Below are 23,886 nucleotides of genomic sequence, written 5' to 3'. Positions count from 1 at the left end.
GGCGCGGAGGGGCGGGCGCGGAGGGGCGGGCGCGGAGGGGCGGGCGCGGAGGGGCGGGCGCGGAGGGGCGGGCGCGGAGGGGCGGGTGGCGGTGGGTCAGATCCAGCCGCGGCGCGTCGCCTCCATGGCCACCTGGAAGCGGGTCTGGGCGCCGAGGCGGCGCATCAGCTTGGTGATGTGCCGCTGGACCGTGCGCTCGCTCCAGCCCAGCGCCCGCGCGGCCGAGCGGTCCGTGGCGCCGGCGGCGAGCAGGGTGAGCAGCCGTTCCTCGTCCGGCGACAGCTCCTGCTCGGAGGCGAGCTCGCCGTTGAGCCGCACGGGGACGCTGCGCTCCCACAGCGCCTCGAACAGCGCGATCAGCGCGTCGAGCAGGGGCGACGGGTGGATCAGGTACGACGCGGAGAGCACGTCGTCCCCGGCCCGCATCAGCGGGATGATGGCGAGCCGGTCGTCGGAGATGCCGAGCTTCATCGGCAGGCCGGGATGGATCCTGGCCTGCTCGCCGTGCTGCACGCCGACCGTGACGTCCTCCAGCCAGCCGGGCATCTCCAGCACGCTGCTCTCGTAGATGACGCGGTAGCGCAGGCCGCGCCGCAGCAGGTCCAGCTCGACGGGGTTGGGCTCGCGGTGCTGGGCGGGGGCCGCGTACGGCGGGCGGTCGAAGCCGCGCATCTGGGCCCGCGTGTCCTGCTGCATCTGCACCCATCGGTGGTTGACCTCGTCCCGCCCTGAGACGACCTCGATCAGCTCGCCGGGGTGGGCGAAGCGGGTGCCGGCGCGGTAGACGTCCATGAGGGCGCGGATGTGGGCGCGTACGCCGTCCAGTTCCCGTTCCCGCTCGCGCAGGATGGCCTCGAGGCTGCTGTCCGGCGAGACGGCGACGTAGCGGGTGGGCCGGCCGGTGGAGCGGGTGGCGAGGCCGAGGTCGAGCAGCGACTGCAGGATGCGGCGGGCGGCGGTGGCCGGCAGGTGGCAGTCGGCGACGATCTCGGTGACCGTGGCCTGCGTGCGGCGGACGAGCGCGTCGTACACCTCTTCGTCCTGAGGGCTGAGCCCGATCGCCTCCAGCACCCCGCTCCTCCTGTCTGAATCACGACACATGACGGAAACTCGTCACTAACCAAGCTTGTCAGGAAAAGGCGGAAGATGTCAGCGTTCTTGAGCACCATCGGCCCCAGTGGCCACAGGAAAGAAGGAGCATCATGCCGCTGTCCCCTCGCCGCTCGCCCGGTCGTCGTCTGCTCGCCGCCGTCTTACCAGCGGTTCTGCTGACGACCGCGACGTACGGGACGCTCGTCCCCGCGAGCCCGGCCGAGGCGCAGACCGCCCCGTCCGGTGCCCCCGCCCCGGACCAGAAGCCGGACCAGAAGATCGACCCCGAGCTGACCGAGCGGATGCGGACCGCCGGTGACCGCATCGAGGCGCTCGTCGTGCTGCGCACCCTGCGGCAGCCGCCCGCGACCGACACCCCCGTGCAGGCCCGCGCCGCGCTGAAGGCGAGCGCGGAGCCGGTGCAGGACCCGGTGGCCGCGTTCGTGCGCTCGCGCGGCGACCAGGTGGTCAACACGTTCTGGCTGAAGAACATGATCCTGGTACGCGTCACGCCCGCCACCCTGGCCGCCCTGGCCGAGCTGGAGCTGGTCGACCGGATCATCCCGAACTTCACCCTCACCGCCCCCGAGCCCGACCGCGCGCCCGCCTCGAAGACCAGCCCCCAGAGGGCGGCCGAGCCCGCCACGTGGGGCCTCACCAAGATCGGCGCCGACCGCGTCCAGCAGGAGCGCGGGCTGACCGGCAAGGGCGTCCGGGTGGCCGTGCTCGACACCGGCGTCGACATCACCCACCCCGACCTGCAGGGCAAGCTGGCCGGGACCGGCAAGGAGCACGCGGGCGGCTGGATCGAGTTCGGCCCGGACGGCAAGCCCGTGCCGAGCGAGCCGCACGACAGCTCCTTCCACGGCACCCACGTGGCAGGGACGATCGCGGGCGGCGACGCGTCCGGCACGAAGATCGGCGTCGCGCCGGGGGCCGAGCTGATGGCCGGGCTGGTCATCCCGGGCGGCCAGGGCACGCTCGCGCAGGTGGTCGCGGGCATGCAGTGGGCGCTGGCGCCGTACGCGGCGGACGGCACCCCGGCGGGCGAGCCGGCCGACGTGGTCAGCATGTCGCTGGGCGCCGAGGGCTACGCCGACGAACTGGTCGAGCCGGCCAGGAACATCTACCGCGCGGGCGCGTTCCCGTCCTTCGCGATCGGCAACGACTGCGCGGAGGGCCAGTCCGGCAGCCCGGGCAACGTGTACGAGTCGGTGGCCGTGGGCGCGACCGACGTCAACGACGACGTGCCCGACTTCTCCTGCGGCGGCGTGGTCAGGTCGACGGACTGGTTCCACGCCCCGCCCGAGTGGCCCGACTCGTACGTGGTGCCGGACATCTCCGCGCCCGGCGTGGACGTGGTGTCGGCGATGCCGGGCGGCGGGTACGCCGCGCTGAACGGCACCTCGATGGCCACCCCGCACGTGTCGGGCACGGTCGCCCTCATGCTGGAGGCCCGTCCCGACCTGACCGTGGACGCGGCCGAGGAGATCCTGGCCGGCACGTCGGTCTCCGACGACCGCTACGGCCCGCTGCCGAACCCCCGCTACGGCCAGGGCCGCATCGACGCCTACGCGGCCGTCGCCGAGGCGGCGCTCACCAGCGGCGTACGCGGCACCGTCACCGACCGGCGCTCCCGCGAGCCGCTGGCCGGCGTGCGGGTGGGCGTCGGCGGGCGCGGCACCGAGACGGACGCGGACGGCCGCTTCGAGCTGCGGCTGCCCGCCGGGCGGCACGAGCTGACGCTGTCCAGGTTCGGCTACGAGGACACGAAGAAGACGGTCACGGTCCGCGCCGACCGGCTCTCCGACGAGCGGGTGCAGCTGGAGCGGACGAGGTGGAGCACGATCTCGGGCCGGGTGTCGTACGAACCGACCGGCACGACCGTGCCCGGCGCGACGGTCGAGGTGCTCGGCGTGCCCGACGAGCTGACCGCAGTGACCGACGCGAAGGGCCGCTACACGATCAAGGACGTGCCGGTCGGCGCGCACCGGATCGCCGCGCATGCCCCCGGCGTGTCCAGGTCGCCCGACGTGGAAGTCACCGTCGGGAAGCACCGGGCGGAGGCGGACCTCACGCTGCCCCGCCGCTCCCCCACCGAGCGGCTGTCGCTCGGCACGGACGGCCGCCAGGGCAACCACGAGGCGTGGTGGCCGGAGCTGAGCGGTGACGGGAACGTGGTGGTGTACGCCACCTTCGCCTCCAACCTCACCGACGACGCCGACACGAACGGCGAGCTGGACATCTTCGCCACCGACCGGCGTACCCGGGTGACCGAGCGGGTCTCGGTGCCGACCGGTGGCGGGCTCGGCGACTCGTTCTCGCTGTCGCCGACGGTCAGCCACGACGGCCGGTACGTCGGGTTCAGCAGCTTCTCCACCAACCTCGTCCCCGGCGACGCCAACGGCCAGACGGACGCGTTCCTGCACGACCGGCAGACCGGGACGACCGAGATGATCTCGGTGTCCTCGAAGGGCGAGGCGGGCAACGACCTGTCGGGCGCGCCGAGGTTCAGCGCGGACGGCCGGTACGCGGTCTTCGACAGCATGGCCTCGAACCTCGTCCCCGGCGACACCAACGGGCGCAACGACGTGTTCCTGCGCGACCGGCAGACCGGCACCACCGAGCGGATCTCGGTGACGCGGGACGGGACCGAGGTCAACGGCAACGCCCGCGAGGCCACGATCAGCGCCGACGGCCGGTACGTGGCCTTCCAGAGTGACGCGGCCGACCTGGTGCCCGGCGACGACAACGGCGTCATCGACACCTTCGTGCTGGACCGGCAGGCCAAGACGCTCACCCGCGTGACCGGGCCCGACCCGGCGACCGAGACCGTCGGGCCGGTGATCAGCCCGGACGGCACCGCCGTGGCGTACTCCAACGGCGTCGGCCTCGGCGAGATCTACGTGCACGACCTGGCCACCGGCAAGGCCCAGCTGGTGTCGGTCACCCTGGACGGCACCGGCGCCGGCGGCCTGACCTTCGCCCCCTCGCTGTCGGCCGACGGCACCAAGGTCGCCTTCTACAGCAATGCAGGACGGCTCGCCGAGGGCGACGACAACAACCTCAGCGACGTCTTCCTGCGGGACGTGACGGCCGGCACCACCACGCGCCTGTCCGGCGCGCCCGGCGGGGCGGGTGGCGACGGCGGCGCCGCGCTGCCGTCGATCAGCGCGGACGGCCGGTACGTGGCCTTCGAGAGCACCTCGGCCAACCTGGTCGAGGGCGACACCAACAAGCGCTCCGACATCTTCGTGCACGACCTGGTGGCCGGGCCCGAGGCGCTGTTCGCGCTGAGCGACCTGTCGGTGACGCCGGAGTCGTCCAGGTCAGGGCGCGTGAAGGTGCGCGCGCTGGTGAAGAACGTGGGCGAGCAGGCCGGCTCGTACCAGGCGGTGCTCCGGGTGAACGGGGCCGAGGAGCAGCGGCGGGAGGTTTCGCTGAAGCCCGGCAAGGACGCCAGGGTCACCTTCGGCCTGCGCCGTTCCGAGGCGGGCGGCTACACCGTCACGCTCGGTCCCCTGACCGGCCACTTCACGGTCAAGCGCTGACGATCGATCGCATGAGGGGGGCCGTTCCGGAAGGGGCGGCCCCCCGTTCGCGTGCTCAGGGGACGCGATCCGGGCGGCGTGGCCACCCGGCGCTCATCACGACGGCGGCCGGGCTGCGATGATGAACTCCGTCCCGGGGAGCGTCCATGCTCCCGGCCGTACGGAAACGGCAGCGTCCCTGGGAGAGAGGCGGGTCCGATGATCGCTGTGCTCGGCGAGTGCGTCGCCGACGCCTTCACCGACTCCGCACCGTCCGCCGGCGGGACGGGCATGGGGTTGCGGGTGTTCCCCGGAGGCGGGCCGGCGAACACGGCGGTGGCGCTCGCGCGGCTCGGTACGCGGGCCAGGTTCCTGGGGCGGCTGTCGAGTGACGTCTTCGGGCAGGTGTTCCGTACCCGGCTGGCCGCCTCGGGCGTGGACCTTTCGGCGGCGATCGCGGCCGGTGAGCCGAGCACGCTGGCGGTGGCCGCGCTGGACGCGGGCGGGCGGGCCGCGTACACCTTCTACGCCCAGGGCACCGCCGACTGGCAGTGGACGCCCCACGAGCTGGGCCTGGAGCGGCTCGGAGCAGCGTCCTGCCTGCACACCGGCTCGCTCGCGCTGGTCAAGCAGCCCGGCGCGGCGGCCGTCGAGGAGTTCGCGCGGGCCGCCCATGAGCGGGTCACAGTCTCGATCGACCCCAACGTGCGCCGCAGCCTGGCCGCGCCTGAGGACTACCGGGTGGAGCGGTGGTGCGCGTACGCCGACGTGCTGCGGCTGAGCGACGACGACCTCGCGGTGCTGCTGCCTGGCATCGCGGCGGAGGCGGCCTGCGACCGGTGGCACGAGGCGGGCGCCCGGCTGATCGTGGTCACGCTCGGCGCCGAGGGCGCGCTGGTGTCGCTGGACGGCGAGCGCGCCACCGTGCCCGCGATCCGCGTCGAGGTGGCCGACACGGTGGGGGCCGGCGACGCGTTCACCGCCGGGCTGCTGCACCACCTGGAGGCGCAGGGGCTGCTCGGCGGGCGGCTGGACGCGCTCGACCTGGACACCGCCGTCGCGGCGGCCGCGTTCGGGACCCGGGTGGCGGCGCTGACCTGCACGGTCCCCGGCGCCGACCCACCCTGGTCCCACCAGCTCTGACCCGGCTCAGAAGTCGAAGTCGTCGATGTTGTCCTTGGTGAAGACGAACGGGTCGCCCAGCAGGACCGTGCCGTCCTTGCCGACGGTGTAGTCACCGAGCTTGCCCGCCTTGAACGTCTCGCCCTCCTTGCCGGTGATCAGCCCGGAGGCCAGCGCGCCGCCGGTGTAGGCGGCCAGGTAGCCGAGGTCGGACGGGTTCCACAGGGCGAACGAGGTGACGGTGCCGTCCTTGACGTACGCGCGCATCTGGTTGGGCGTGCCCAGCCCGGTCAGCTGCACCTTGCCCTTGTACTCCGAGCCGGACAGGTAGCGGGCCGCCGCCGCGACGCCGACCGTGGTCGGCGAGATGATGCCCTTGAGGTTCGGGTGCTTGGCCAGCAGGCCCTGCGTCTCCTGGAACGACTTCTGGTCGTCGTCGTCGCCGTAGACGGTGTCGACCAGCTTGAGCTTGGCGTACTCGGGCTTGGCCAGCTCGGTCTTCATCATCTCGATCCAGGCGTTCTGGTTGGTGGCGTTCGCGGTCGCCGACAGGATCGCGATCTCGCCGCCCTCCTCGCCGACCGCCTCGCCGATGAGCTTGATCTGCGAGGCGGCGATGCCCTCCGCGCTGGCCTGGTTGATGAAGACGTCCCGGCAGGACGGGTTGGTGTCGGAGTCGTACGTGACCACCTTCGCCCCGGCGGTGCGGGCCTCCTGGAGGGCGCCGCAGATGGCGTCCTTGTCGTTGGCGGACACCACGATCACGTCGGTGCCCTGCTGCGACAGCGTGTTGATGTAGCTGACCTGCGCCGACGGGCTGGCCTCGGAGGGACCCGTCTGGCTGTAGACGCCCTTGAACTCCTCGACCGCGACCTTGCCGCCCTTGTTGTCGGAGGCGTCGAAGTACGGGTTGTTCACCTGCTTCGGGAGGAAGGCGACCTTCAGTCCCTCCTTGATCGTCCCCGTGCCGGCGGAGGACGCGCCGGGAGCCGGCCGGCCGGCCGGCTCCTCCTGGCTCGCACAGCCGGTGACGGCGAGGCTGAACGCGGTGAGCACCGCCAGGGCGACGGCCCTGCCTCCTCGAGTTCTCGCTGCCATGATGGAGTTCCTTTCGCGGCCCGCGATCGCGGTCAGGGGGTGACGGATCGCCGCCGGCGCAACCGCTCGCGCACCATGCCGGCGACGTTGGGTCCCACTACGGAGACGATGAGCAGGGATCCGGTGATGATGGTCAGGGTGTTGGCCGGCACGTACGCGAGCTGCAGCGCGTTGCGCAGCGTGCCGAGCAGGACGACGGCGGCGATGACGCCGAGCAGCCCGCCGCGCCCGCCGAAGATGGACACGCCGCCGAGCAGCACCGCGGCCACCACGGCGAGTTCGAGGCCCATGCCGTTGTCGGCGCGGGCGCTGGCGAAGCGCAGCGTCCAGAAGACGCCGGCCAGCGACGACATGGCGCCGGTGGCGACGAACAGCCAGAACTTCGTGCGGGCCACGCCGATGCCGGTGAAGCGGGCGGCCTCGGCGTTGTTGCCGATGGCGTACAGGCCGCGGCCGATCGGGGTGGCGTGCAGCACGAGCGCGAAGACGATCGCCAGGGCGGCGACCACGATGATCATCCACGGGATGGTCAGCCCGGGGATGGCGGCGATCGCGCCCGTCGTCCACCCGGGCGGGTAGTCGGCCACCGCCTGGTCGCCGAGCACGACGTACGCCAGGCCCCGGTACAACGCGAGCGTGCCGATCGTCACGGCCAGCGACGGCAGTCCGAAGCCGGTCACGAACAGCCCGTTGACCGCGCCGAGCAGCGCGCCCAGCAGCAGGCAGAGCACGATCACCACGGGCAGCGAGGTGACGCCCCACAGCCAGAGCTGGCCCATGACGGTGCAGGTCAGGCCCAGGATGCTGGCCACCGACAGGTCGATCTCGCCGGTGATGATCACCAGGGTCATGGGAAGCGCGATGAGCGCGATCGGGATGACCTCCAGCGTGACGAACCGCCAGAAGCGCGGGCTGGCCACGCCTTCGACGCTGAGCGCGCCGATCGCGACGACCAGGATCAGGGCCACGACGAGCACGGCGTCCCAGGACCCGGCCACCGCCCGCACCCGCCTCATCGCGCCGCTCCCAGCCTTGGTGCCCACGCCGTCTCGTACCGCCTCAGCCACGGCCGCTCCTTTCTCGCAACGTCCTGGCCATGCGGACGGCCAGCGCGCGGTCCAGGCCGATCGCGGCCAGGATGAGCGCGCCGACGGCGGCCCGCTGCCAGAACGGGCTCACCCCGAGCACCGGCAGCGCGCTGCTGATCGTGGTGAGCAGCACCGCGCCGAGCGCGGCGCCGTAGACCGAGCCGCTGCCGCCGAAGATGGCCACGCCGCCGACCACGACGGCGGCCACCACGTTCAGCTCGAAGCCGTTGCCCGCGTTGGCGTCGAGGGTGCCGAAGCGGGCCGCGTACAGGACGCCGGCCAGGCCCGCGAGCGCGCCGGAGACGACGAACGCGGTGAACACCCGGCGGCCCACCGGGATGCCGGCCAGTCGGGCGGCGGGCGGGCTGGAGCCGATGGCGTACAGCTCCCTGCCGCTGCGGTACGTCCGCAGGTAGTAGCCGGCGGCCACCAGCACCACCACGGCGAACAGCGCCAGCACCGGCACGCCCAGCAGGGTCGCGCTGCCCATGCGCAGGAAGCCGGGCGGCATGTCGGCGGCGTTGATCTGCCGACCGGTGGCCCAGGTGTAGTCGACGCCGCGGAAGACGTACAGGGTGCCGAGCGTCACCACGAGCGCGGGGACGCGGGCGGCGGCGATGAGCGCGCCGTTCACGGCTCCGCAGACGGCGCCGAGCAGCACGCCGGCCGCCAGCGCGACCGGGATCGGCAGGCCGGGGTTCGCCACGAACAGGCTGCCCGTCGCGAACGCCGACAGCCCCAGCACCGAACCGACCGACAGGTCCACGTTGCGGGTGATGACGACGATGCTCTGCCCGACGGCGAGCACGGCCAGGATGGTCGAGCCGAGCAGCAGGTCCTTGATGCCCTGCGCGGTCAGGAAGCGCGGGTTGACCAGCACGGTCACGGCCACGAGCAGCACCAGCGCGGCGGCGATGCCCAGCTCTCTGATCACGAACACCCGGTGCACGAGCCGGGTGCCCTCGCGCGCCTTCGTGGGGGCCTCGGTGACGGCGGTCATGCGGTACCGCCCTGTCCTGTCGCCTGTCCTGTCGCCTGTCCTGTCGCGGCCAGCATCACCGACTCCTCGTCGGCCCGCGTACGGGGGATGTCGGCCACCAGCCTGCCCTCGTGCATGACGAGCACGCGGTCGGCCATGCCCAGCACCTCGGGCAGCTCACTGGAGATCATCAGCACCGCGACGCCCTGCCCGGCCAGCTCCGACAGCAGCCGGTGCACCTCGGCCTTGGTGCCGACGTCGATGCCGCGGGTGGGCTCGTCCACGATGAGCACGCGGGGCTCGGTGGACAGCCACTTGGCCAGCACCACCTTCTGCTGGTTGCCGCCCGACAGGGTGGAGACGGGGTCGGTGAGGCGGGCGGTCTTGACCTGGAGGCGCTCGCTCCAGGTGCGGGCCGCGGCCCGCTCGGCGCCGCCGAACAGCAGCCCGAGCCTGCTCAGCGACCAGCGCCTGGTGAGGGTGGCGTTGCGTTCCACCGACAGCTCCATGACCAGGCCCTGCTGGCGGCGGTCCTCGGGGACGAGGGCCAGTCCCGCGGCGATGGCGGCGGCGGTGTCGCCGGGCGGCAGCGTCCTGCCCTCGACGGTCACCTCGCCCGCGTCGGGCCTGTCCACGCCGAACACGGCCCGCGCGACCTCGCTGCGCCCGGCTCCGACGAGCCCGGCCAGCGCCACGATCTCGCCGCCGCGCACGGTGAACGAGACGTCCTCGAAAACGCCGTGCCTGGTCAGGCCGCGTACCTCCAGGCGGGGGGCGCCGACGTCCGCCTCGGTCTTCGGATAGAGCGAGGACACCTCGCGGCCGACCATCCTGCGGACCAGCTCCTCGACGGTGAGGCCGGCGGCCGGGTCGGTGGAGACCCAGCGGCCGTCGCGCATCACCGTGATCCGCCCGCAGAGGGTGAAGATCTCGTCGAAGCGGTGGGAGATGAACAGCACGGCCGCGCCCGCCTCGCGCAGCGAGCCGACGACCGAGAACAGCCGCTCGACCTCGACGCCGGACAGGGCGGCGGTGGGCTCGTCCATGATGAGGACGCGGGCGTCGAACGCGAGCGCCTTGGCGATCTCGACGAGCTGCTGGTCGGCGATGGACAGGCCGCGGGCGGGCCGGTCGGGGTCGAGCCCGACGCCGAGCCTGGCGAACAGCTCGGACGTGGCCGCGCGCATGGCCTTGGCGTCGATGCGGCGCAGGCCGCGTAATGGCTGGCGGCTCATGAAGATGTTCTCGGAAACCGACAAATCTGGAAAAAGGGTCGGCTCCTGATAAATCACCGCTATTCCGGCGGCCTGGGCGTCGGCGGGGCCCGAGAGCGTCAGCTCCTTCCCGTCCACGGTCAGCGTGCCGGCGTCGGCCGGATGGGCGCCGGCGAGGATCTTCACCAGCGTGGACTTCCCCGCCCCGTTCTCTCCCACCAGGCCGTGCGCCTCGCCGGCGTACAGGTCGAGCCGCACGTCCGACAGGGCACGGACCGCGCCGAAGGACTTGCTGACATCGCGGAGCGACAGGATGGGAGGAGATTCACTCATACGCCCTCCGGCGCCGTTCAGGCGAAACGTTTTAATGTGTCCAGAACGTAAAACGGTGGGGAGTTACGTGTCAATACTGCCGGTGCGCGACTTGGGTCCTGGCATAAAATTTCTAAAACGATTTAGACACCAACCGGTCGCGCGGGGGGCCGCGCCTCCGGACATCCAGCGCTCATCCCGGACGTACGCGCTCACTCGGCCCGGTCACTCGGCCCGGTCACTCGGCCCGGTCACTCGGCCCGGTCACTCGGCTTGCTCACCCGGCTCGGTTACTCGGCTGGGATCGTCCGGTAGCCGTTCCACACGAACCTGGCCGTCGTCACCGCGTCGTCGCCGTCCCCCGTGATGAGCTGGTGGATGGCGATGCCGTCCAGCTCGCGGTACTCACACCACTCGTGGTCCGACGTCAGCACCAGGTCCAGGCCCAGGTTAACCAGCAGGTCGAACACCTGGCCGCGGTTCGCCCTGTCCACCCCCACGAACACCTCGTCCAGCAGGATGAAACGCGGGCAGCCCGGGTCGGTCAGGTAGTGCGCGGCCACGGCGGCGAACAGCGGCAGATGCAGCGCGATCGCCTTCTCCCCGCCCGACAGGGCGCCGTGCAGCTTGCGGGTCAGGTCCTGCCAGCCCTGGCCGTCGCCCCTGTCCAGCTTGACCACGAAGCGGTGCCAGGCGGTGTAGTCGAGCACCTTCATGAGCTGGTCCTCCCAGCTCGCCGACGAGTCGTCGGCCCTGGCCTCCTCGACGCGGTCCCTGAAGAAGACGTACAGGGCCTCCTTGTCGGCCTCGCTCAGCCCGGCCGGGTCACGCAGCAGCAGGTCGCGGGCGGCGCGGGTGCCGGGCGACTGCGTGGGGTCGACCTGCCACACCAGCCGCACCGCCACCTTGGACGCGGTGCGGACCCGTTCGAGCCGCTGGTTCATCGCCTCCACCAGCGCCGTCGCCTGCCTGATGCGGTCGGCGAGATGCCGGCGCGTGTCGCCGGCCAGCGTGCGGTCGAACAGGTCCCGCTCGGCCTCGGTGATGTCCCGCCGCCGGGCGTCCCGATCCTGGTGCAGGACTCTGCCGAGCGCCGCCGCCCCGGCCCGCACCCCGTTGACGGTCGCGGTCAGCACCTGCACGTCGTCGTCGGGCGTCAGCTCCAGCTCCGCCCGCCCGCCCAGCGCCTCCCTGGCACGATGCACGGCGTCCCGCAACCGCGCCTCGGCCTCCCTGACCTGCTTGCTCTCAAAGGGCACCGCCCCCAGCCGCTCCGCCACCACCCTCGCCGCCTCCAGCACCGGCCCGGTCTCCGAGGCCGGCTCCAGTGTCACGCCCGCGTCGGCCGGCAGGTGGCCGGAGGCCAGGCGGCGGAAGCGGTCAGCGGCCTCGTCGCGTGCCCGCGCGGCCTCGGCGTGCCGGTCGCCGGCGGTGGACAGCTCGCCCCTGAGGCGGCCCAGGCGGGCGTTGAGCCTGGCCAGGCCGTCGTTGATCTGCTTGATGGCGCGGCGGCGGTCCTGGTAGGCGGCCTGCGACTCCTGGAGCCTGGCGAGCATCTCGTGCTGCTCGGCGCCGGCCGTGCCTTCGATCGCGGCCAGCCGCTCGGCCAGCACGACCGCGGCGGAGGCGGCCCGCTCGGCGCGTTCGACGGCGTCGAGGGCGAGCCGCTCGTACTGGGCGGCGGTCTCGGCGGCCAGCCTGGCGTGCTCGGCGGCGGCGCGGGCGTCGGCGCGGCGGTCGTGCCAGACGGCGCCGGTCGTCTCGGCGGTGCGCAGCGCCTGCTCCAGGTTGTCCAGCGCGGACGGCGCCGCGGGCAGCGCGTGCCGGTCGGCCAGCTCGGTCAGGCGGCGCAGCGACCGCGCCACGTCCTGCTCGCGCTCGTGCAGCCGCTCCTGGTACGCGCGCAGCCGGTCCTCCAGCAGCGCCACTTTCCGTTCCGCGTCGTCGAGCGCCTGGACGGAGTCCGCGTACGGCCGCCTGTCGGGCCTGCGCCGCAGCTCGGCGGCCAGCGTGTCGCGGTCGGCGTCCACCACGGCCAGCAGGTGGTCGCACTCGGCGATCCGCCCGGCCAGCTCGCCCAGCCGGTCGTCCAGCTCGGCGACGCGGCGCCGCCTGGCCCGCTCCCTGGCGGTCGCGCCGATGTAGGCGGGCTCCGGCTTGACCCAGCGGCCCGCCGCGGGGCCGAGCCGCCAGGTGCCGTCCGCGCCGATCACGGCCGGGTGGTCGACGCCGATCGCGGTGGGCGCGAACGCGATGCCGCCCAGCACGGCGTCGGCCGAGACCGGCGAGTCCGCCTCGGTGTGCAGCACGTGGGCCAGGCTGTAGCCGGGGGCCGGGCGGGCCAGGGCGGCGACCGCGAACGCGTCGTGCTCGCCCGCGTCGAACCCGCCGTCCGGACGCAGCCACAGGCCGAGCAGCCCGGACGCCTCCAGCGCCGCCTCCACTCCGGCCTGGGCGACCGGGTCGAGCCCCGACCTGAACGCCACCGCCCGCCACAACGGCAGCCCGGGCCGGGCCAGCCGCCCTGCGGGGGTGCGGGTGGGCGAGGCGGGCGGCTCGATCGCCGTCTGATCGCTGAGCCGCTCCCGCTCCTGAGCCAGCTCGGCCCGCTCGCCGGCCAGCCGGTCACGCAGGCCGGTCAGCTGCTGCTCCCGAGCCGCCAGCTCGACGGCGGCCATCGTGCGCGCCGTGCTCACGAGGTCATCGGCCCGCTCGAAGTCCTCGGCCAGGCCGGCCAGCGTGGCAGGATCAAGCTGAAGCTGCGCGCACCCGCCGGCCCAGTCGCCCAGCGCGGCGGCCAGGTCCCGAGCCCGCTCGTCCCGCACCCGCTCAGCCCGCTCACGGCCCTCCTGAGCGGCGGCCAGATCGTCACGCGCCTCGTCACGATCCCGCTCAGCCGTGCTCCGCCGCCCCACAGCCTCCTCGTGGGCGATCGCCCCCGCCCTGACCTCCCTGATCTGCCCGGCCCTGCTACTGACGGCCGCCCGCAGCAGCTCCCTCCCCCGCCGCACAAGCGCTTCCGCATCCCCCAGCTCATGGACGGAGAGGGGGGCAACGCGCCCCGCCCCTTCAGAGTCGGACAGTCGTCCGCCACTGTCGGTGGCGAGGCCGGAGGGATGGTCGGCATCGCCCGAGTGGAGTTCCGCGCGGCCGGCGGCGCGGTCCGCTGCTTCGGAGGCGGAGGGGAAACCGGCGTGGCCGGACGGCAAGCCCGTGCGACCCCCGCTGTTGTCGGCCGCCTCCTCGTGGACGGACCCGACGCCGGCGCGACCGGCTGCTTCCTCGTGAACGGACCCGACGCCGGCGCGGCCGGCTGCTTCCTCGTGGACGGAGAGGAGGCCGGCGCGGGTGGCGGCGTGGTGGGCCTCCGTGCGGGCGCGGTCGGCCAGGGCGGCGGCTGTGCGGGCCGCGGCGGCGGCGCGGTCGGCGTGGGCCTGCCTGGCCGAGACTTCCCCGGCCGCTTGGCCGGCCTGGTCGCGGAGGCGGGCCGCCGTCTCGTGGGCCGCCTGGGCCTCGGTACGGAGGCGGTGGAGGTCGCCGGCCTCCCGGTACGCCTCGCTCTCCTTCAGGCCGTCGATGCGGGCGGCCAGGGCCAGCTCCTGGGCCTCCTCCTCCCCCAGCCGCACGGTCGTGGCCGCCAGCTCGCGTTCGGCCTCCTTGAGCGCCTCGCGCCGGTCCTTGACCTCGGCGGCCAGCGACTCCACCCGTTCCCACGCCGACGTGACGGCAGCGGCGGCGGCCCGCAGCACGCGCTGGGCGTAGCCGCGCTGCCGCTCGGCCAGCCGGTCGGCCTCCTCCACGTCGCGGTCGAGCCGCCGCAGCTCCTCGCGCTGCCGGTCGAGCCGCTCGAACCCCTCGGCGATCTCGTGGATCTCGCCCTCGCCGAGCGGCGGCAGGGCGCTGGACAGCAGGTCGGACAGCAGCCCGGGGTCGAGGCGTTCGGACAGCTTGGGGGTGCGGAGCTGGCGCAGCGCGGTCAGCAGCGAGTCGTAGCGCTGCTCGTTCAGCTCGCGATAAAGGGTCCTGCGCACGACGTCGCGGTACGCCTCGGCGCTCTCGTGCACGGTGCCCGACGGACCCAGCTCGTCGATGAGCTGGGCCTTGGTCAGCGGCTGGCCGCCCTCGCCGACGAGCCTGATGCCGTCGGGGGCGTCCACGCGGGCGTCGGTGGTGAAATAGGCGGCGGTGACGTTCTTGGTGTGGACGGTGGCCTGCAGCCGCGCCCCGCAGGTGAACCAGCGGCCGTCGGCGTGCCGGAACTCCAGCCACACGTACCCGACCCTGGTGGCGCCGCCGGCGCCGTCGCCCATGAGGTTCCAGTGCATGGTGCGCTCGCCGCCGCCGAACGTGGACAGCCGGCTCGGCTTCAGGCTGGCGTCCAGCAGATACGGCAGCAGCAGCTCCAGCACCTTCGACTTGCCGCTGCCGTTGGGCCCGCGCAGCAGCAGCCGCCCCCGGTGGAACTCGAACACCTCGTCGTAGTAGCGCCAGACGTTGAGTATCCCGGCGCGTACCGGAACCCAGCGGGCGTCCATCCCCTGCGCGGCGCGCTGCGGGGCGAGCTCGGTGACGGTCATCAATCCTCCTGTACGGCCGCGCAATCGACCCGGTAGCGGGCCGCGGCGGGCAGGGCCGCGACCCGGTCACCCGTACGGCGGGCGAGCCCGAACCGGACGAGCACCTCAAGCGCGTCGGCGGCCAGCCGCGGCCCGCCGCCGTCCGACTGGTACGCCTTGGCCCACTGCGGGAAGCGGCGCAGCAGCTCGGCGGCCTCCTCGTCGAGCCGGGCCGCGCTGACGGGCCCCGAGGTGACGAGCAGGTCGAGCATGAGCAGGGCGGCCACCTTGGCGTGCCCACCGTCGTCGGGGAACCTGCTGTCGGTGGCGATCCCGTCGGGATCGACCAGCAGGAACCCCTCGGCCCGCTCCTCCAGCACGAACCCGGCCTCCTCCGCCGCGCGGCGCAGCAGCCTGCGGCCGGTCAGCGAGGCGGCGTAGGCGGCCTGGGCGGGGGTCAGCTCGTCGCGGTAGACGACGGGGTCGTCGAGCAGGCGGCGGATGAGGGTGTGGCGGGCGTGCAGGGCGCGCTGGGTCTCACTGGGCTCGCCGGCGCCGTACCGCGCCTCGGCGACCAGCGCCTCCGGCGGCCCGCCCCGCCAGGTGTCCGTCACCCGGGACGGGGGGACCGGGGCGGCGAGGAGGCGGATGACGCGGGTCGTGTCCACCCGGTAGAGCACCTTGGCGTCCTCGTCGTCGAGGTAGGCGTCGGTGGCGCCGTCCATCGCGGTGAGCGCGCCGTAGTGCTCCAGCAGCTTGACCGCGTCCACGAACGCCGCACGCTCCTCACCCCGCACCGGCTCGAACGCGGGCACGCCCGGCTCCACCGCGGCCGCCTGCGCCACCCGCCCGGCCAGCATGCCGATCGTGGTGACGGGCGAGGTGAGCAGCTCGGCCGCGCACAGGCACAGCAGTGTGTAGCGGCGGCGGTCGAAGGAGGCCCTGGTGGTGCGGCGGCGCCTGGCCGGGCGGGTGGTGCCGGGCTGGGACCTGACCTTGACCAGCCGGGCGTACCCCTGACGCGGCTCCACGACCAGCCGCCAGCCGCAGAAGTAGTCGAACCACTGGATGAGCGGCCCGCGCCGCTTCCTGACCAGGTCGAAGGCGGCCGGGTCGTCGTGGGCGGAGACGAGGGGACGTCCGAGCAGGGTCCTGATGGCCCGAGCCAGCTCCTCCTTCTCAGCGCGTACGAGCTGGTTGGCAAGGGTGCTCACGCGCCCACCACCCGTTCGCGCAGGGCGCCGGGGGCGCGGACGTCGATGAGGTAGTCGGGGCTGCGGAACCAGCCCTCGGACGTCCGCAGGACCGCCACCTCCCTCTCGGTGGGCGCGTCGTCGGGGGCTCGCAGGACGATCTCCACCCGGCCGTCGGAGGTGACGGCCCGGCGGAACCCGGTCGGGTCGGGGCGCTCGGCCAGCGCCCTGCCGACCAGGTCGAGCAGGCGGCCGAAGGTGTCGTGGTCGAGCTCGCCGAGCTGCGACAGCCGGATCGGGCCCGTCGTGGCCAGCGCCGCCCAGGCGGCCTCCAGCTCGGCGCGCTCGCGCTCGGCCATGGCCCGCCGTTCGGCGCGCAGTTCGGCGACGTCCCGGACCCTGCCGGTGCGGCCCATCCGCTCGGTACGTCCGCGCGAGCGCAGCAGCGCCGACACCTCGACCGGCTCGGCCTCCGCCCACGGCACCCCGGCCGGGATCAGCTCGGCGTCGGCGTGGCCGAGGTGGGCGTGGCGGGCCGAGCCGAGCCCGAACGCGGCGTCCCACAGCCGGTGCGCGTCGTCCTCGCCGGGCGCGGTGGCGAACCAGCGGGCCAGCGTACGGAAGTCGGCCGCGGCGCTGGACGAGCGGCGGCGGGCGTCGGTGATGCGGTCGAGCACCTGCAGCAGCACGACGATGGCCCGCCGCGCCACATCGTGCAGCCGCCGCACCCGCGGCACGCTCCCGTCCTCAGGCGCGAACCACGCCAGCAGCCCCTCCCACTGCGCCACCCGCGCCGCCAGCCACGGCGTCGCATGATCAGCCCCCGGCACCCTCGGCAGATCAGCCCCATCCAGGGCCCGCGCGTGCAGCACCGCGACACTCGGCCCGGTGTGCCGAGCCAGGCCGCCTCGCCCGCCCTGCCCGCCATACGCAGCCGGATCACCCCGCCCACGGTCTCCAACGGGACCCGCCTCTCCGGGCTGACCGCCCTGGTCGGGGTGGTCGGCCCCTCCGGTGAGGGGGTGGAGGAGGGTGGTGATGGTGTCGGTGCGTTGTTCCAGGTCTGTGACGAACTGCTGGAGATACGCGACCGTGGCGGTCTTCACCTCGTGGAACGTTGCCAGGTCTGTGCCCTCGGCGCGTAGCAGGCGCTGCAGGTCGGCGTTGAAGCGGCGGGTGTTGGTGCGCAGGGCGTCGAGGTGGGCTTCCAGCTCCATGAGGCAGGCGAAGATGCGGCGGTTGCGGCCGGGGTCGGGGTCGTGCAGCAGTGCGTTCAGCTCGGCCAGGCGGGCGGCGATGGCGTCCAGCACCGCCGTCTGCAGTGCGCCCGCCGAGTCGAGCGCGGCCATGGCGTGCCGGACTCCGGCGAGGGCCGCCGCGCCGCGGCCGGTGAGCGAGTATTGGAGGTTCCTGCGTTCGTACTCCTCGGCCGTGGCGAAGCCGCCCGCGTGGTCGAAGACCACGTCGAGCAGCCCCCACCCGGCCAGTTGCTTGAGCGTGCCGGCGAGGTCCTGCTCGCCGACCGGCGCGTAGCAGCCGGTCGCGCGCAGCCGCTCCCGCACCTCGTCGGCGGTGAGGGCCGTCTCCAGCCGCTCGTCGGCCTCGCCGAACGCGAAGAGGACCGCCGTGTGCAGGTCAGCCCGCTCCGTCGTGGTGAACCGGAACAACTCCGGCGGCACCTGTGGCGCGCCCGCCATCACCCGCTCCCCTCGCCGGTCGATTACCCGACGCAACCGTAGCGGGACACACCGTCGCGGGGGTCACTGTTTGCCCGTACATCACGGGGGTACGGCGCTGGCATTGGAAGCCAGGGGTCCGGGGGTAACGGTATGGCGGAGTTCGAGGCGACGCGGGGAATGCCGGCGGAGAGCATGGTGGTGTTCGGAGTGGCGTCCGATGTGCGGCTCATGGACCGGTGGCTGCCGCAGGGATTGTCGGTCCACGACGCGGGGCCCGGCACGCTCGAGGCGGACGGCTCCCTGGTGCCCGGTTCCGGTAAGCACGAGGGGTTGTTCCGCGTCTCCCAGGAGCAGCTGAGGGTGGAGTGGGGCGGGCGCGACCACCCCGACTATTCGGGCTGGCTGCAGGTGTCCGACTCCGCGGCCGGCACCAGCGAGGTGACGGTGCACATCAGCCTGCTCGACGAGCCTGAGTCCGGGGCGCGGGCGGACGAGGTGCGAGGGTTGCTCGACCGGTCGCTCGACAGCCTCGCCGACGAGGTGCAGCGCCGCGTCTCCGGGGGCGGCTGAGCCGTCACCAGGCCATCTCCGTGCCGTCCGAACGGGCGGCCATGCGGCGGCGCGATCGCGCGGGCGGGAAAGCCCGTGGGCGGGCGGATTTCGGGGCGGGGGACGGGCTTTGAAGTCTCGGGCGGTCAGTAGATCTTTTTCCGGATCGGGAATTCGCGTGTTTTGCCCACTTGCTCTCGATCTGGGGCAACGTCTATAAATAACGGGAAATCCGTTGCCTACATCCCCTGAGACATGCGACGACTATTCCGTTTCATTACGCCCGCCCTGGCCGGCCTGCTGACCCTCACCGGCGTCGCGGGCCACGCCCGAGCCGCCGCGCCTGAACGGCTTGGCGAATTCTACGGACAGCGCCTTGCCTGGTCTCGCTGCGGCGACGGCTATGAATGCGGGAAGTTGTCGGTCCCGCTCGACTACGCGCACCCCGAGGGCGACAGGATCGGCCTCAGCATGGCCCGCCTGCCTGCGACGGGACGCAAGGTCGGGTCGATCGTGCTCAACTTCGGCGGCCCCGGCGCGTCCGGCGTCGACACGCTGCTGCAGAGCAAGGACGTCGTCTCCCCCGCGATCAGGGAGCATTTCGACGTCGTCAGCTTCGACCCTCGCGGCGTCGGCGGTTCGGCACCCATCCACTGCATGAAATCCCTCGACCTCGATTCTTACTTCACCCTCGATCCCACTCCTGACACCGCCGCCGAAGTAAAGCGTCAGGAAAAGTGGGACAAAGCATTTGCAAAATCGTGCGCCAAGCGGTCGGGAAAGAAACTGCTCGCCCATGTGGGCACGGTCGAGGTCGCCCGCGACATGGACGTGATGCGCGCGGCTCTGGGTGACGAGCGGCTGACGTACCTCGGTTTCTCGTACGGCACCTACCTCGGCTCGCTGTACGCCGACATGTACCCGGCGCGGGTGCGGGCGATGGTGCTCGACGGCGCCGAGGACCCGTCGCAGGACACCGAGGACTTCATCGAGGACCAGGACCGCGGGTTCGAGGTGGCCACGGAGTCGTTCCTGCGCGACTGCTTCAAGGCCGAGGGCTGCCCGTTCAAGGGGCACTCGGTGAAGGCGGCGGTGAAGAAGCTCGACCGGCTCTACGACCGCGCCGACCAGTCGCCGCTGCGCAACGAGTACGACGCCCGCCAGGTCAGCGAGGCCGTCGTGCGCAGCGCGGTGGAGTACTCGATGTACCAGACGGCGACCTGGCCGCGGCTGCGGCAGGCGCTGGCGCAGGCGTACAAGGGTGACGGCACGAAGCTGCTGCAGCTCGCCGACGAGAGCAACGGGCGGCGGCCCAACGGCCGCTACGACAACAGCTTCGAGGCGCTGATGGCCATCAACTGCGTCGACCATCCGGAGAGCCCGTGCCCGTTCTGGCCGGTCAAGGGCTCGCGGGTGCCGGCGAAGGTGCAGGCCAAGGGGGCGCCGCCGATCGTCGTGGTGGGCACGACGCGTGACCCCGCGACGCCGTACAAGGAGGCGCAGGCGCTGGCCAGGCAGCTGGAGCGCGGCGTGCTGCTGACCAACGACGCCGACGGCCACACCGGTTACCGCAGGGGCTCCTCCTGCCTCGACCGCAAGGTGGACGACTACCTGCTGACGGCGAAGGCCCCGCGCCCGAGCACCTGCCGCCCCGACGCGAAGGCCGACGCGACGACCGACGCGAAGGCCAAGGCCAAGGCCAGCACCTGAGGCAGACGGGCGGCGCGCGAGGCGGCTGCCGCGACCGGCGCATGAGGTGACACCACACCTCGGTGTGGGAGTGGTGACGTTCGGGTCAACCCTGGCCGTGCCTGCGCGATGGCGCGGCCACCGTGGGAGAGATTGGCGGACGTAGCCGGAAATTCCCGCCCGAGGAGCCCATGGAGTCGCTGCTGATCCTGCACGCGGTCGCGGCGGCCTGCGCTCCCTGGCTGGTGACCCGCATGGGCCGGGCCTCCTACTTCGCCGTGCTGGCGGTGCCGCCGGCGGCCGGGCTGGCGTACACGGGATGGCTGGCGCTGCGCGGGCTGCCCGCGCGGGAGAGCAGGCCGTGGGCGCCGGTGCTGGGGCTGGAGCTGTCGTTCCGCGCCGACCCGCTGGCGGTGCTGATGATGGCGCTGGTCACCGGAGTCGGCGTGCTGGTGCTGGGGTACAGCGCCCGCTACTTCTCGGCGGCCGACGAGGGGCTCGGCCGCTACGGCGGGGTCATGGTGGCCTTCGCCGGCTCGATGCTGGGCCTGGTCGCGACCGACGACCTGCTCCTGCTGTACGTGTTCTGGGAGCTGACGACGGTCTTCTCCTACCTGCTCATCGGCCACGACCCGGCCAGCCGCCCGAGCAGGCAGGCGGCGATGAAGGCGCTGTCGGTAACGACGTTCGGCGGGCTGACGATGCTGGCCGGGTTCGTGCTGGTGGGGCAGGCGGCGGGCACGTACCAGATCTCGGAGATCGTCGCCCGCCCTCCTGACGTCGCGCCGGCGGCGCTGGTGCTGGTGCTGGTGGGGGCGCTGTCGAAGTCGGCGATCTTCCCGTTCAGCACGTGGCTGCCGGCCGCGATGGCGGCGCCGACGCCGGTCTCGGCGTACCTGCACGCGGCGGCGATGGTGAAGGCGGGGGTGTACCTGCTGGCCCGGCTGGGCCCGGCGTTCGGCGACGTGGCGGTGTGGCGGTCGGTGGCGGTGCCGCTGGGCGTGGTGACGATGCTGCTGGGCGGCTGGCGGGCGCTGCGGGAGACGGACCTGAAGCGGCTGCTGGCGTACGGGACGGTCAGCCAGCTCGGCCTGATGGTGCTGCTGTTCGGCGCGGGCACGGAGGGCACGGCGGTGGCGGGCGCCGGGATGGTGCTGGCGCACGCGCTGTTCAAGGCCGCCCTGTTCCTCGTGGTGGGCATCGTGGACCACGCGACGGGCACGCGGGACCTGCGCGAGCTGAGCGGGCTCGGCTGGGCGATGCCGTGGACGTGCGGAGCGGCGGTGCTGGCGGGCGCGTCGATGGCGGGGCTGCCGCCGCTGCTGGGCTTCGCGGGCAAGGAGGCGGCGCTGGAGTCGCTGCTGGACACGCCGCCCGTGCTGGCGGGGGTGGTGGCGGGCGCGGCGCTGACTGCGGCGTACACGCTGCGCTTCCTGTGGGGGGCGTTCGCCGGCAAGCCGGGCATCGAGCCGACCCCCGCGCACGCGACGCCGGCGGCGATGGCCGCCCCGGCGGGGCTGCTGGCCGTGCTGGGGCTGGTGTTCGGGCCGCTCGCCCCCTGGTACGAGGGCGCGATGTCCGGCTACACCGGCACGTACGCCGACCCGGGCGGGCACGCCCACCTGGCCCCCTGGAGCGGCCCTTCGCTGCCGCTGCTGCTGTCGGCGTCGGCGCTGGCGGCCGGGCTGGTGCTGTTCCTGGCGCGCGGCCCGATGGCCAGGGCGGGCACGGCGCTGCACGTGATGGACTCCAGCCAGGTCTTCTGGACGGCGATCCGCCGCCTCGACCGGTTCGCGATCCAGTTCACCGGCTTCATCCAGCGCGGCTCGGTCCCCGACTACCTGCTGCTGACGCTGCTGGCGACGGTCGGCGTGGGCCTGTTCTCGATCGTGTACGGCGGTGCGCCGCACCTGGACGTGCCGGTCGTCGGCTGGCAGCGGCCCGAGCAGCCGGTGATCGTGGTGCTGCTGGCGGCGGCGGGCGCGCTGGCCCTGTTCTCCCGCGCGTACGTCCTGCTGGCCCTGGTGATCGGCCTGACCGGTTACGGCACGGCGCTGCTGTTCCTGGTGCACGGCTCCCCCGACCTGGCGCTGACCCAGTTCCTCGCCGAGACGCTGAGCCTGGTGGTGTTCGCGCTGGTGCTGCGGCGGCTGCCGGTGGAGCCGGCAGGGGGGCGGCTGCCGATGCCGTTCCGGCTGGGGGTGGGCCTCGCGGTGGGCGTGGTGGCGACGGGCGCGGGCATGCTGGCGATGGCGGCGCGCGGCACCGAGCCGGTGGGCGCGTCGATGCCGGAGGCGGCGGTGGAGGCGGGGGCGCGCAACGTGGTCAGCGCCATCATCCTCGACGTCCGCGCCTGGGACACGCTGGGCGAGAGCGCGGTGCTCATCGTGCTGACGCTGGGCGTGACCAGCCTGGTGTTCCTGCGGCGCAGGTCGTACGCGATCGAGCGGGTGGAGCACGGGCACCGGCCCGGGGAGCCGACGCACTGGCTGGCCTCGACGCTGCCGCGCGGGCAGCGGGCGCTGGCGTTCGAGGTGGCGGCCAGGCTGACCTTCCACACGGTGCTGGTGCTGTCGGTGTTCCTGCTGTTCGTCGGGCACAGCGGGGTCGGCGGCGGGTTCGCGGGCGGCATCGTGGCGGGGCTCGCGATCACCGTGCGCTACCTGGCGGGCGGCAGGAACGAGCTGGCCGCCGCCGTGCCGGTGCACGCGGGCGTGCTGATGGGGCTCGGGCTCACGCTGTCGGCCGGGACCGCGCTGATCGGGCTGCTGTTCGGCCAGGCGGCGCTGGCGATGCTGGCCACGGACGTGAGCGTGCCGCTGGTGGGTCACCTGCACCTGTCCACGGGCCTGCTGTTCGACCTCGGCGTGTACGTCTCCGTCGTCGGCATGGTGCAGGACGTGCTGCGCGCGCTCGGCGCCGAGCTGGACCGCCAGATCGACGCCGGGGAGAACGCGTGAACAGCGTCTCGCTGGTGCCGTTCGCCGCCTGCTGCGTGCTGATCACCACCGGCGTGACGCTGCTGCTGGAGCGGAGCCTGGTGCGGGTGCTGGCGGGCGTCATCGTGCTCGGCAACGGCGTGAACCTGCTGATCGTGACCTCGGGCGGGGACGCGGGCGGCCCGCCGTTCACCGGCACGGTCGGCATGGCGGACCCGCTGCCGCAGGCCATGGTGCTCACCGCGATCGTCATCACGCTGGGCGTGACCGGGTTCCTGCTGGCCATGGTGCACCGCTCGTGGCAGCTCACCGGCACCGACGAGGTGCAGGACGACACCGAGGACCGGCGGGTGCGGCTGCGCGCGCGGCGTGGCGAGCTGGGCGACTCCGTACGGGCCAGGCGGGACGCGTACCGGCGGCTGATCGTCGAGCAGCGGGCGGAGCTCGCGAACATGGAGGCCGAGCGGGCCGAGCGGGAGCGGCTTGAGGAGGCGGACCTGGAACGGCGCATCTCCCGCGTGCACATCGAGCTGGAGCAGTGGATGCGGCTGCTGCGCGCGCAGGGCCTGTCGGAGGAGGAGCTGCAGCGCCGCTTCGAGGACGTCGGCCTGCGCGAGGACACCGGCGCGATCAGCAACGTCGAGCGCATCGAGCAGCTGCGCGAGGAGCACGAGCGCCGCAGGCGGATGCAGGAGGCGAGGGAACGGGAGCTGCGCAAGAAGCTCAAGGCCCGCCAGCGGGAGGCGCGCAAGCAGATGCGGGCGGCCATCAGGAAGGAACGCGCCAGGCAGGCCCTGGCGGAGGACCCCGAGCTCGAGGGCGACGACTGAGCCATGGACGGTGAGC

The 23,886-nt window shown here is 73.2% G+C and carries 14 protein-coding genes; 6 read left to right on the top strand and 8 right to left on the bottom strand.

The window, feature by feature from the left end:
* Positions 1-96: 96 nt before the first annotated feature.
* Complete coding sequence (locus tag AB0K18_RS17005; RefSeq protein ID WP_364914936.1) at positions 97-1,071, bottom strand: helix-turn-helix domain-containing protein; 975 nt, start codon at positions 1,069-1,071, stop codon at positions 97-99.
* Positions 1,072-1,202: 131 nt separating this feature from the next.
* Between AB0K18_RS17005 and AB0K18_RS17000 the strand changes: the two genes are divergently transcribed.
* Together AB0K18_RS17000 and AB0K18_RS16995 are read left to right on the top strand one after the other, a co-directional pair.
* Entirely contained in the window at positions 1,203-4,643 is a 3,441-nt protein-coding gene (locus tag AB0K18_RS17000; protein ID WP_364914935.1) for a S8 family serine peptidase, read from the top strand.
* A 198-nt stretch (positions 4,644-4,841) separates the two neighbouring features.
* Positions 4,842-5,765, top strand: coding sequence for a carbohydrate kinase (locus AB0K18_RS16995; protein ID WP_364914934.1), 924 nt, complete (start codon positions 4,842-4,844; stop codon positions 5,763-5,765).
* A 6-nt stretch (positions 5,766-5,771) separates the two neighbouring features.
* On the opposite strand, the gene rhaS is transcribed toward AB0K18_RS16995, so the two are convergent.
* The 7 genes from rhaS to AB0K18_RS16960 form a co-directional block, all read right to left on the bottom strand.
* Positions 5,772-6,842 (bottom strand): rhamnose ABC transporter substrate-binding protein, encoded by a 1,071-nt coding sequence (gene rhaS, locus AB0K18_RS16990; protein ID WP_364572253.1) that lies wholly within the window; start codon positions 6,840-6,842, stop codon positions 5,772-5,774.
* A 32-nt stretch (positions 6,843-6,874) separates the two neighbouring features.
* On the bottom strand, positions 6,875-7,909 hold the full coding sequence (locus tag AB0K18_RS16985) for an ABC transporter permease (protein ID WP_364914933.1): 1,035 nt from the start codon (positions 7,907-7,909) through the stop codon (positions 6,875-6,877).
* On the bottom strand, positions 7,902-8,930 hold the full coding sequence (locus AB0K18_RS16980; protein WP_364914932.1) for an ABC transporter permease: 1,029 nt from the start codon (positions 8,928-8,930) through the stop codon (positions 7,902-7,904). Before AB0K18_RS16980 ends, AB0K18_RS16985 begins: the two co-directional genes overlap by 8 nt.
* Entirely contained in the window at positions 8,927-10,456 is a 1,530-nt protein-coding gene (locus tag AB0K18_RS16975; protein WP_364914931.1) for a sugar ABC transporter ATP-binding protein, read from the bottom strand. Before AB0K18_RS16975 ends, AB0K18_RS16980 begins: the two co-directional genes overlap by 4 nt.
* 269 nt (positions 10,457-10,725) lie before the next feature.
* A complete protein-coding gene (locus AB0K18_RS16970) occupies positions 10,726-15,012 on the bottom strand; it encodes a TIGR02680 family protein (protein ID WP_364914930.1) in 4,287 nt (1,428 codons plus the stop codon).
* A complete protein-coding gene (locus AB0K18_RS16965) occupies positions 15,012-16,205 on the bottom strand; it encodes a TIGR02678 family protein (protein ID WP_364914929.1) in 1,194 nt (397 codons plus the stop codon). Before AB0K18_RS16965 ends, AB0K18_RS16970 begins: the two co-directional genes overlap by 1 nt.
* Positions 16,202-17,881 (bottom strand): TIGR02677 family protein, encoded by a 1,680-nt coding sequence (locus AB0K18_RS16960; RefSeq protein WP_364914928.1) that lies wholly within the window; start codon positions 17,879-17,881, stop codon positions 16,202-16,204. Before AB0K18_RS16960 ends, AB0K18_RS16965 begins: the two co-directional genes overlap by 4 nt.
* A gap of 132 nt (positions 17,882-18,013) precedes the next feature.
* Between AB0K18_RS16960 and AB0K18_RS16955 the strand changes: the two genes are divergently transcribed.
* The 4 genes from AB0K18_RS16955 (at position 18,014) to AB0K18_RS16940 (ending at position 23,870) form a co-directional block, all read left to right on the top strand.
* Positions 18,014-18,433: an SRPBCC family protein gene (locus AB0K18_RS16955; protein WP_364914927.1), complete on the top strand. Its 420-nt coding sequence runs from the start codon at positions 18,014-18,016 to the stop codon at positions 18,431-18,433.
* Between the two features lie 396 nt (positions 18,434-18,829).
* Positions 18,830-20,122, top strand: coding sequence for an alpha/beta hydrolase (locus AB0K18_RS16950; RefSeq protein ID WP_364914926.1), 1,293 nt, complete (start codon positions 18,830-18,832; stop codon positions 20,120-20,122).
* A 170-nt stretch (positions 20,123-20,292) separates the two neighbouring features.
* Complete coding sequence (locus AB0K18_RS16945) at positions 20,293-23,061, top strand: Na+/H+ antiporter subunit A (protein ID WP_364914925.1); 2,769 nt, start codon at positions 20,293-20,295, stop codon at positions 23,059-23,061.
* A complete protein-coding gene (locus tag AB0K18_RS16940; RefSeq protein ID WP_364914924.1) occupies positions 23,058-23,870 on the top strand; it encodes a Na(+)/H(+) antiporter subunit C in 813 nt (270 codons plus the stop codon). The genes AB0K18_RS16945 and AB0K18_RS16940 overlap by 4 nt, the downstream gene beginning before the upstream one ends.
* Positions 23,871-23,886 lie beyond the last annotated feature (16 nt).

This window comes from Nonomuraea sp. NPDC049421 (assembly GCF_040677005.1).
Taxonomy (GTDB): domain Bacteria; phylum Actinomycetota; class Actinomycetes; order Streptosporangiales; family Streptosporangiaceae; genus Nonomuraea; species Nonomuraea salmonea.
Note: the sequence above shows the minus strand (reverse complement) of the source record. Positions and strands in the feature narration are given on the sequence as shown.

Excerpts from the sequence above, each read along its gene's own strand:
- AB0K18_RS16970 (WP_364914930.1), bottom strand. The coding sequence starts at position 15,012 with ATGACCGTCACCGAGCTCGCCCCGCAGCGCGCCGCGCAGGGGATGGAC.
- AB0K18_RS16995 (WP_364914934.1), top strand. The coding sequence starts at position 4,842 with ATGATCGCTGTGCTCGGCGAGTGCGTCGCCGACGCCTTCACCGACTCC.
- rhaS (WP_364572253.1), bottom strand. The coding sequence starts at position 6,842 with ATGGCAGCGAGAACTCGAGGAGGCAGGGCCGTCGCCCTGGCGGTGCTC.
- AB0K18_RS16960 (WP_364914928.1), bottom strand. The coding sequence starts at position 17,881 with ATGGCGGGCGCGCCACAGGTGCCGCCGGAGTTGTTCCGGTTCACCACG.
- AB0K18_RS17000 (WP_364914935.1), top strand. The coding sequence starts at position 1,203 with ATGCCGCTGTCCCCTCGCCGCTCGCCCGGTCGTCGTCTGCTCGCCGCC.
- AB0K18_RS16975 (WP_364914931.1), bottom strand. The coding sequence starts at position 10,456 with ATGAGTGAATCTCCTCCCATCCTGTCGCTCCGCGATGTCAGCAAGTCC.
- AB0K18_RS16980 (WP_364914932.1), bottom strand. The coding sequence starts at position 8,930 with ATGACCGCCGTCACCGAGGCCCCCACGAAGGCGCGCGAGGGCACCCGG.
- AB0K18_RS16955 (WP_364914927.1), top strand. The coding sequence starts at position 18,014 with ATGGCGGAGTTCGAGGCGACGCGGGGAATGCCGGCGGAGAGCATGGTG.
- AB0K18_RS16945 (WP_364914925.1), top strand. The coding sequence starts at position 20,293 with ATGGAGTCGCTGCTGATCCTGCACGCGGTCGCGGCGGCCTGCGCTCCC.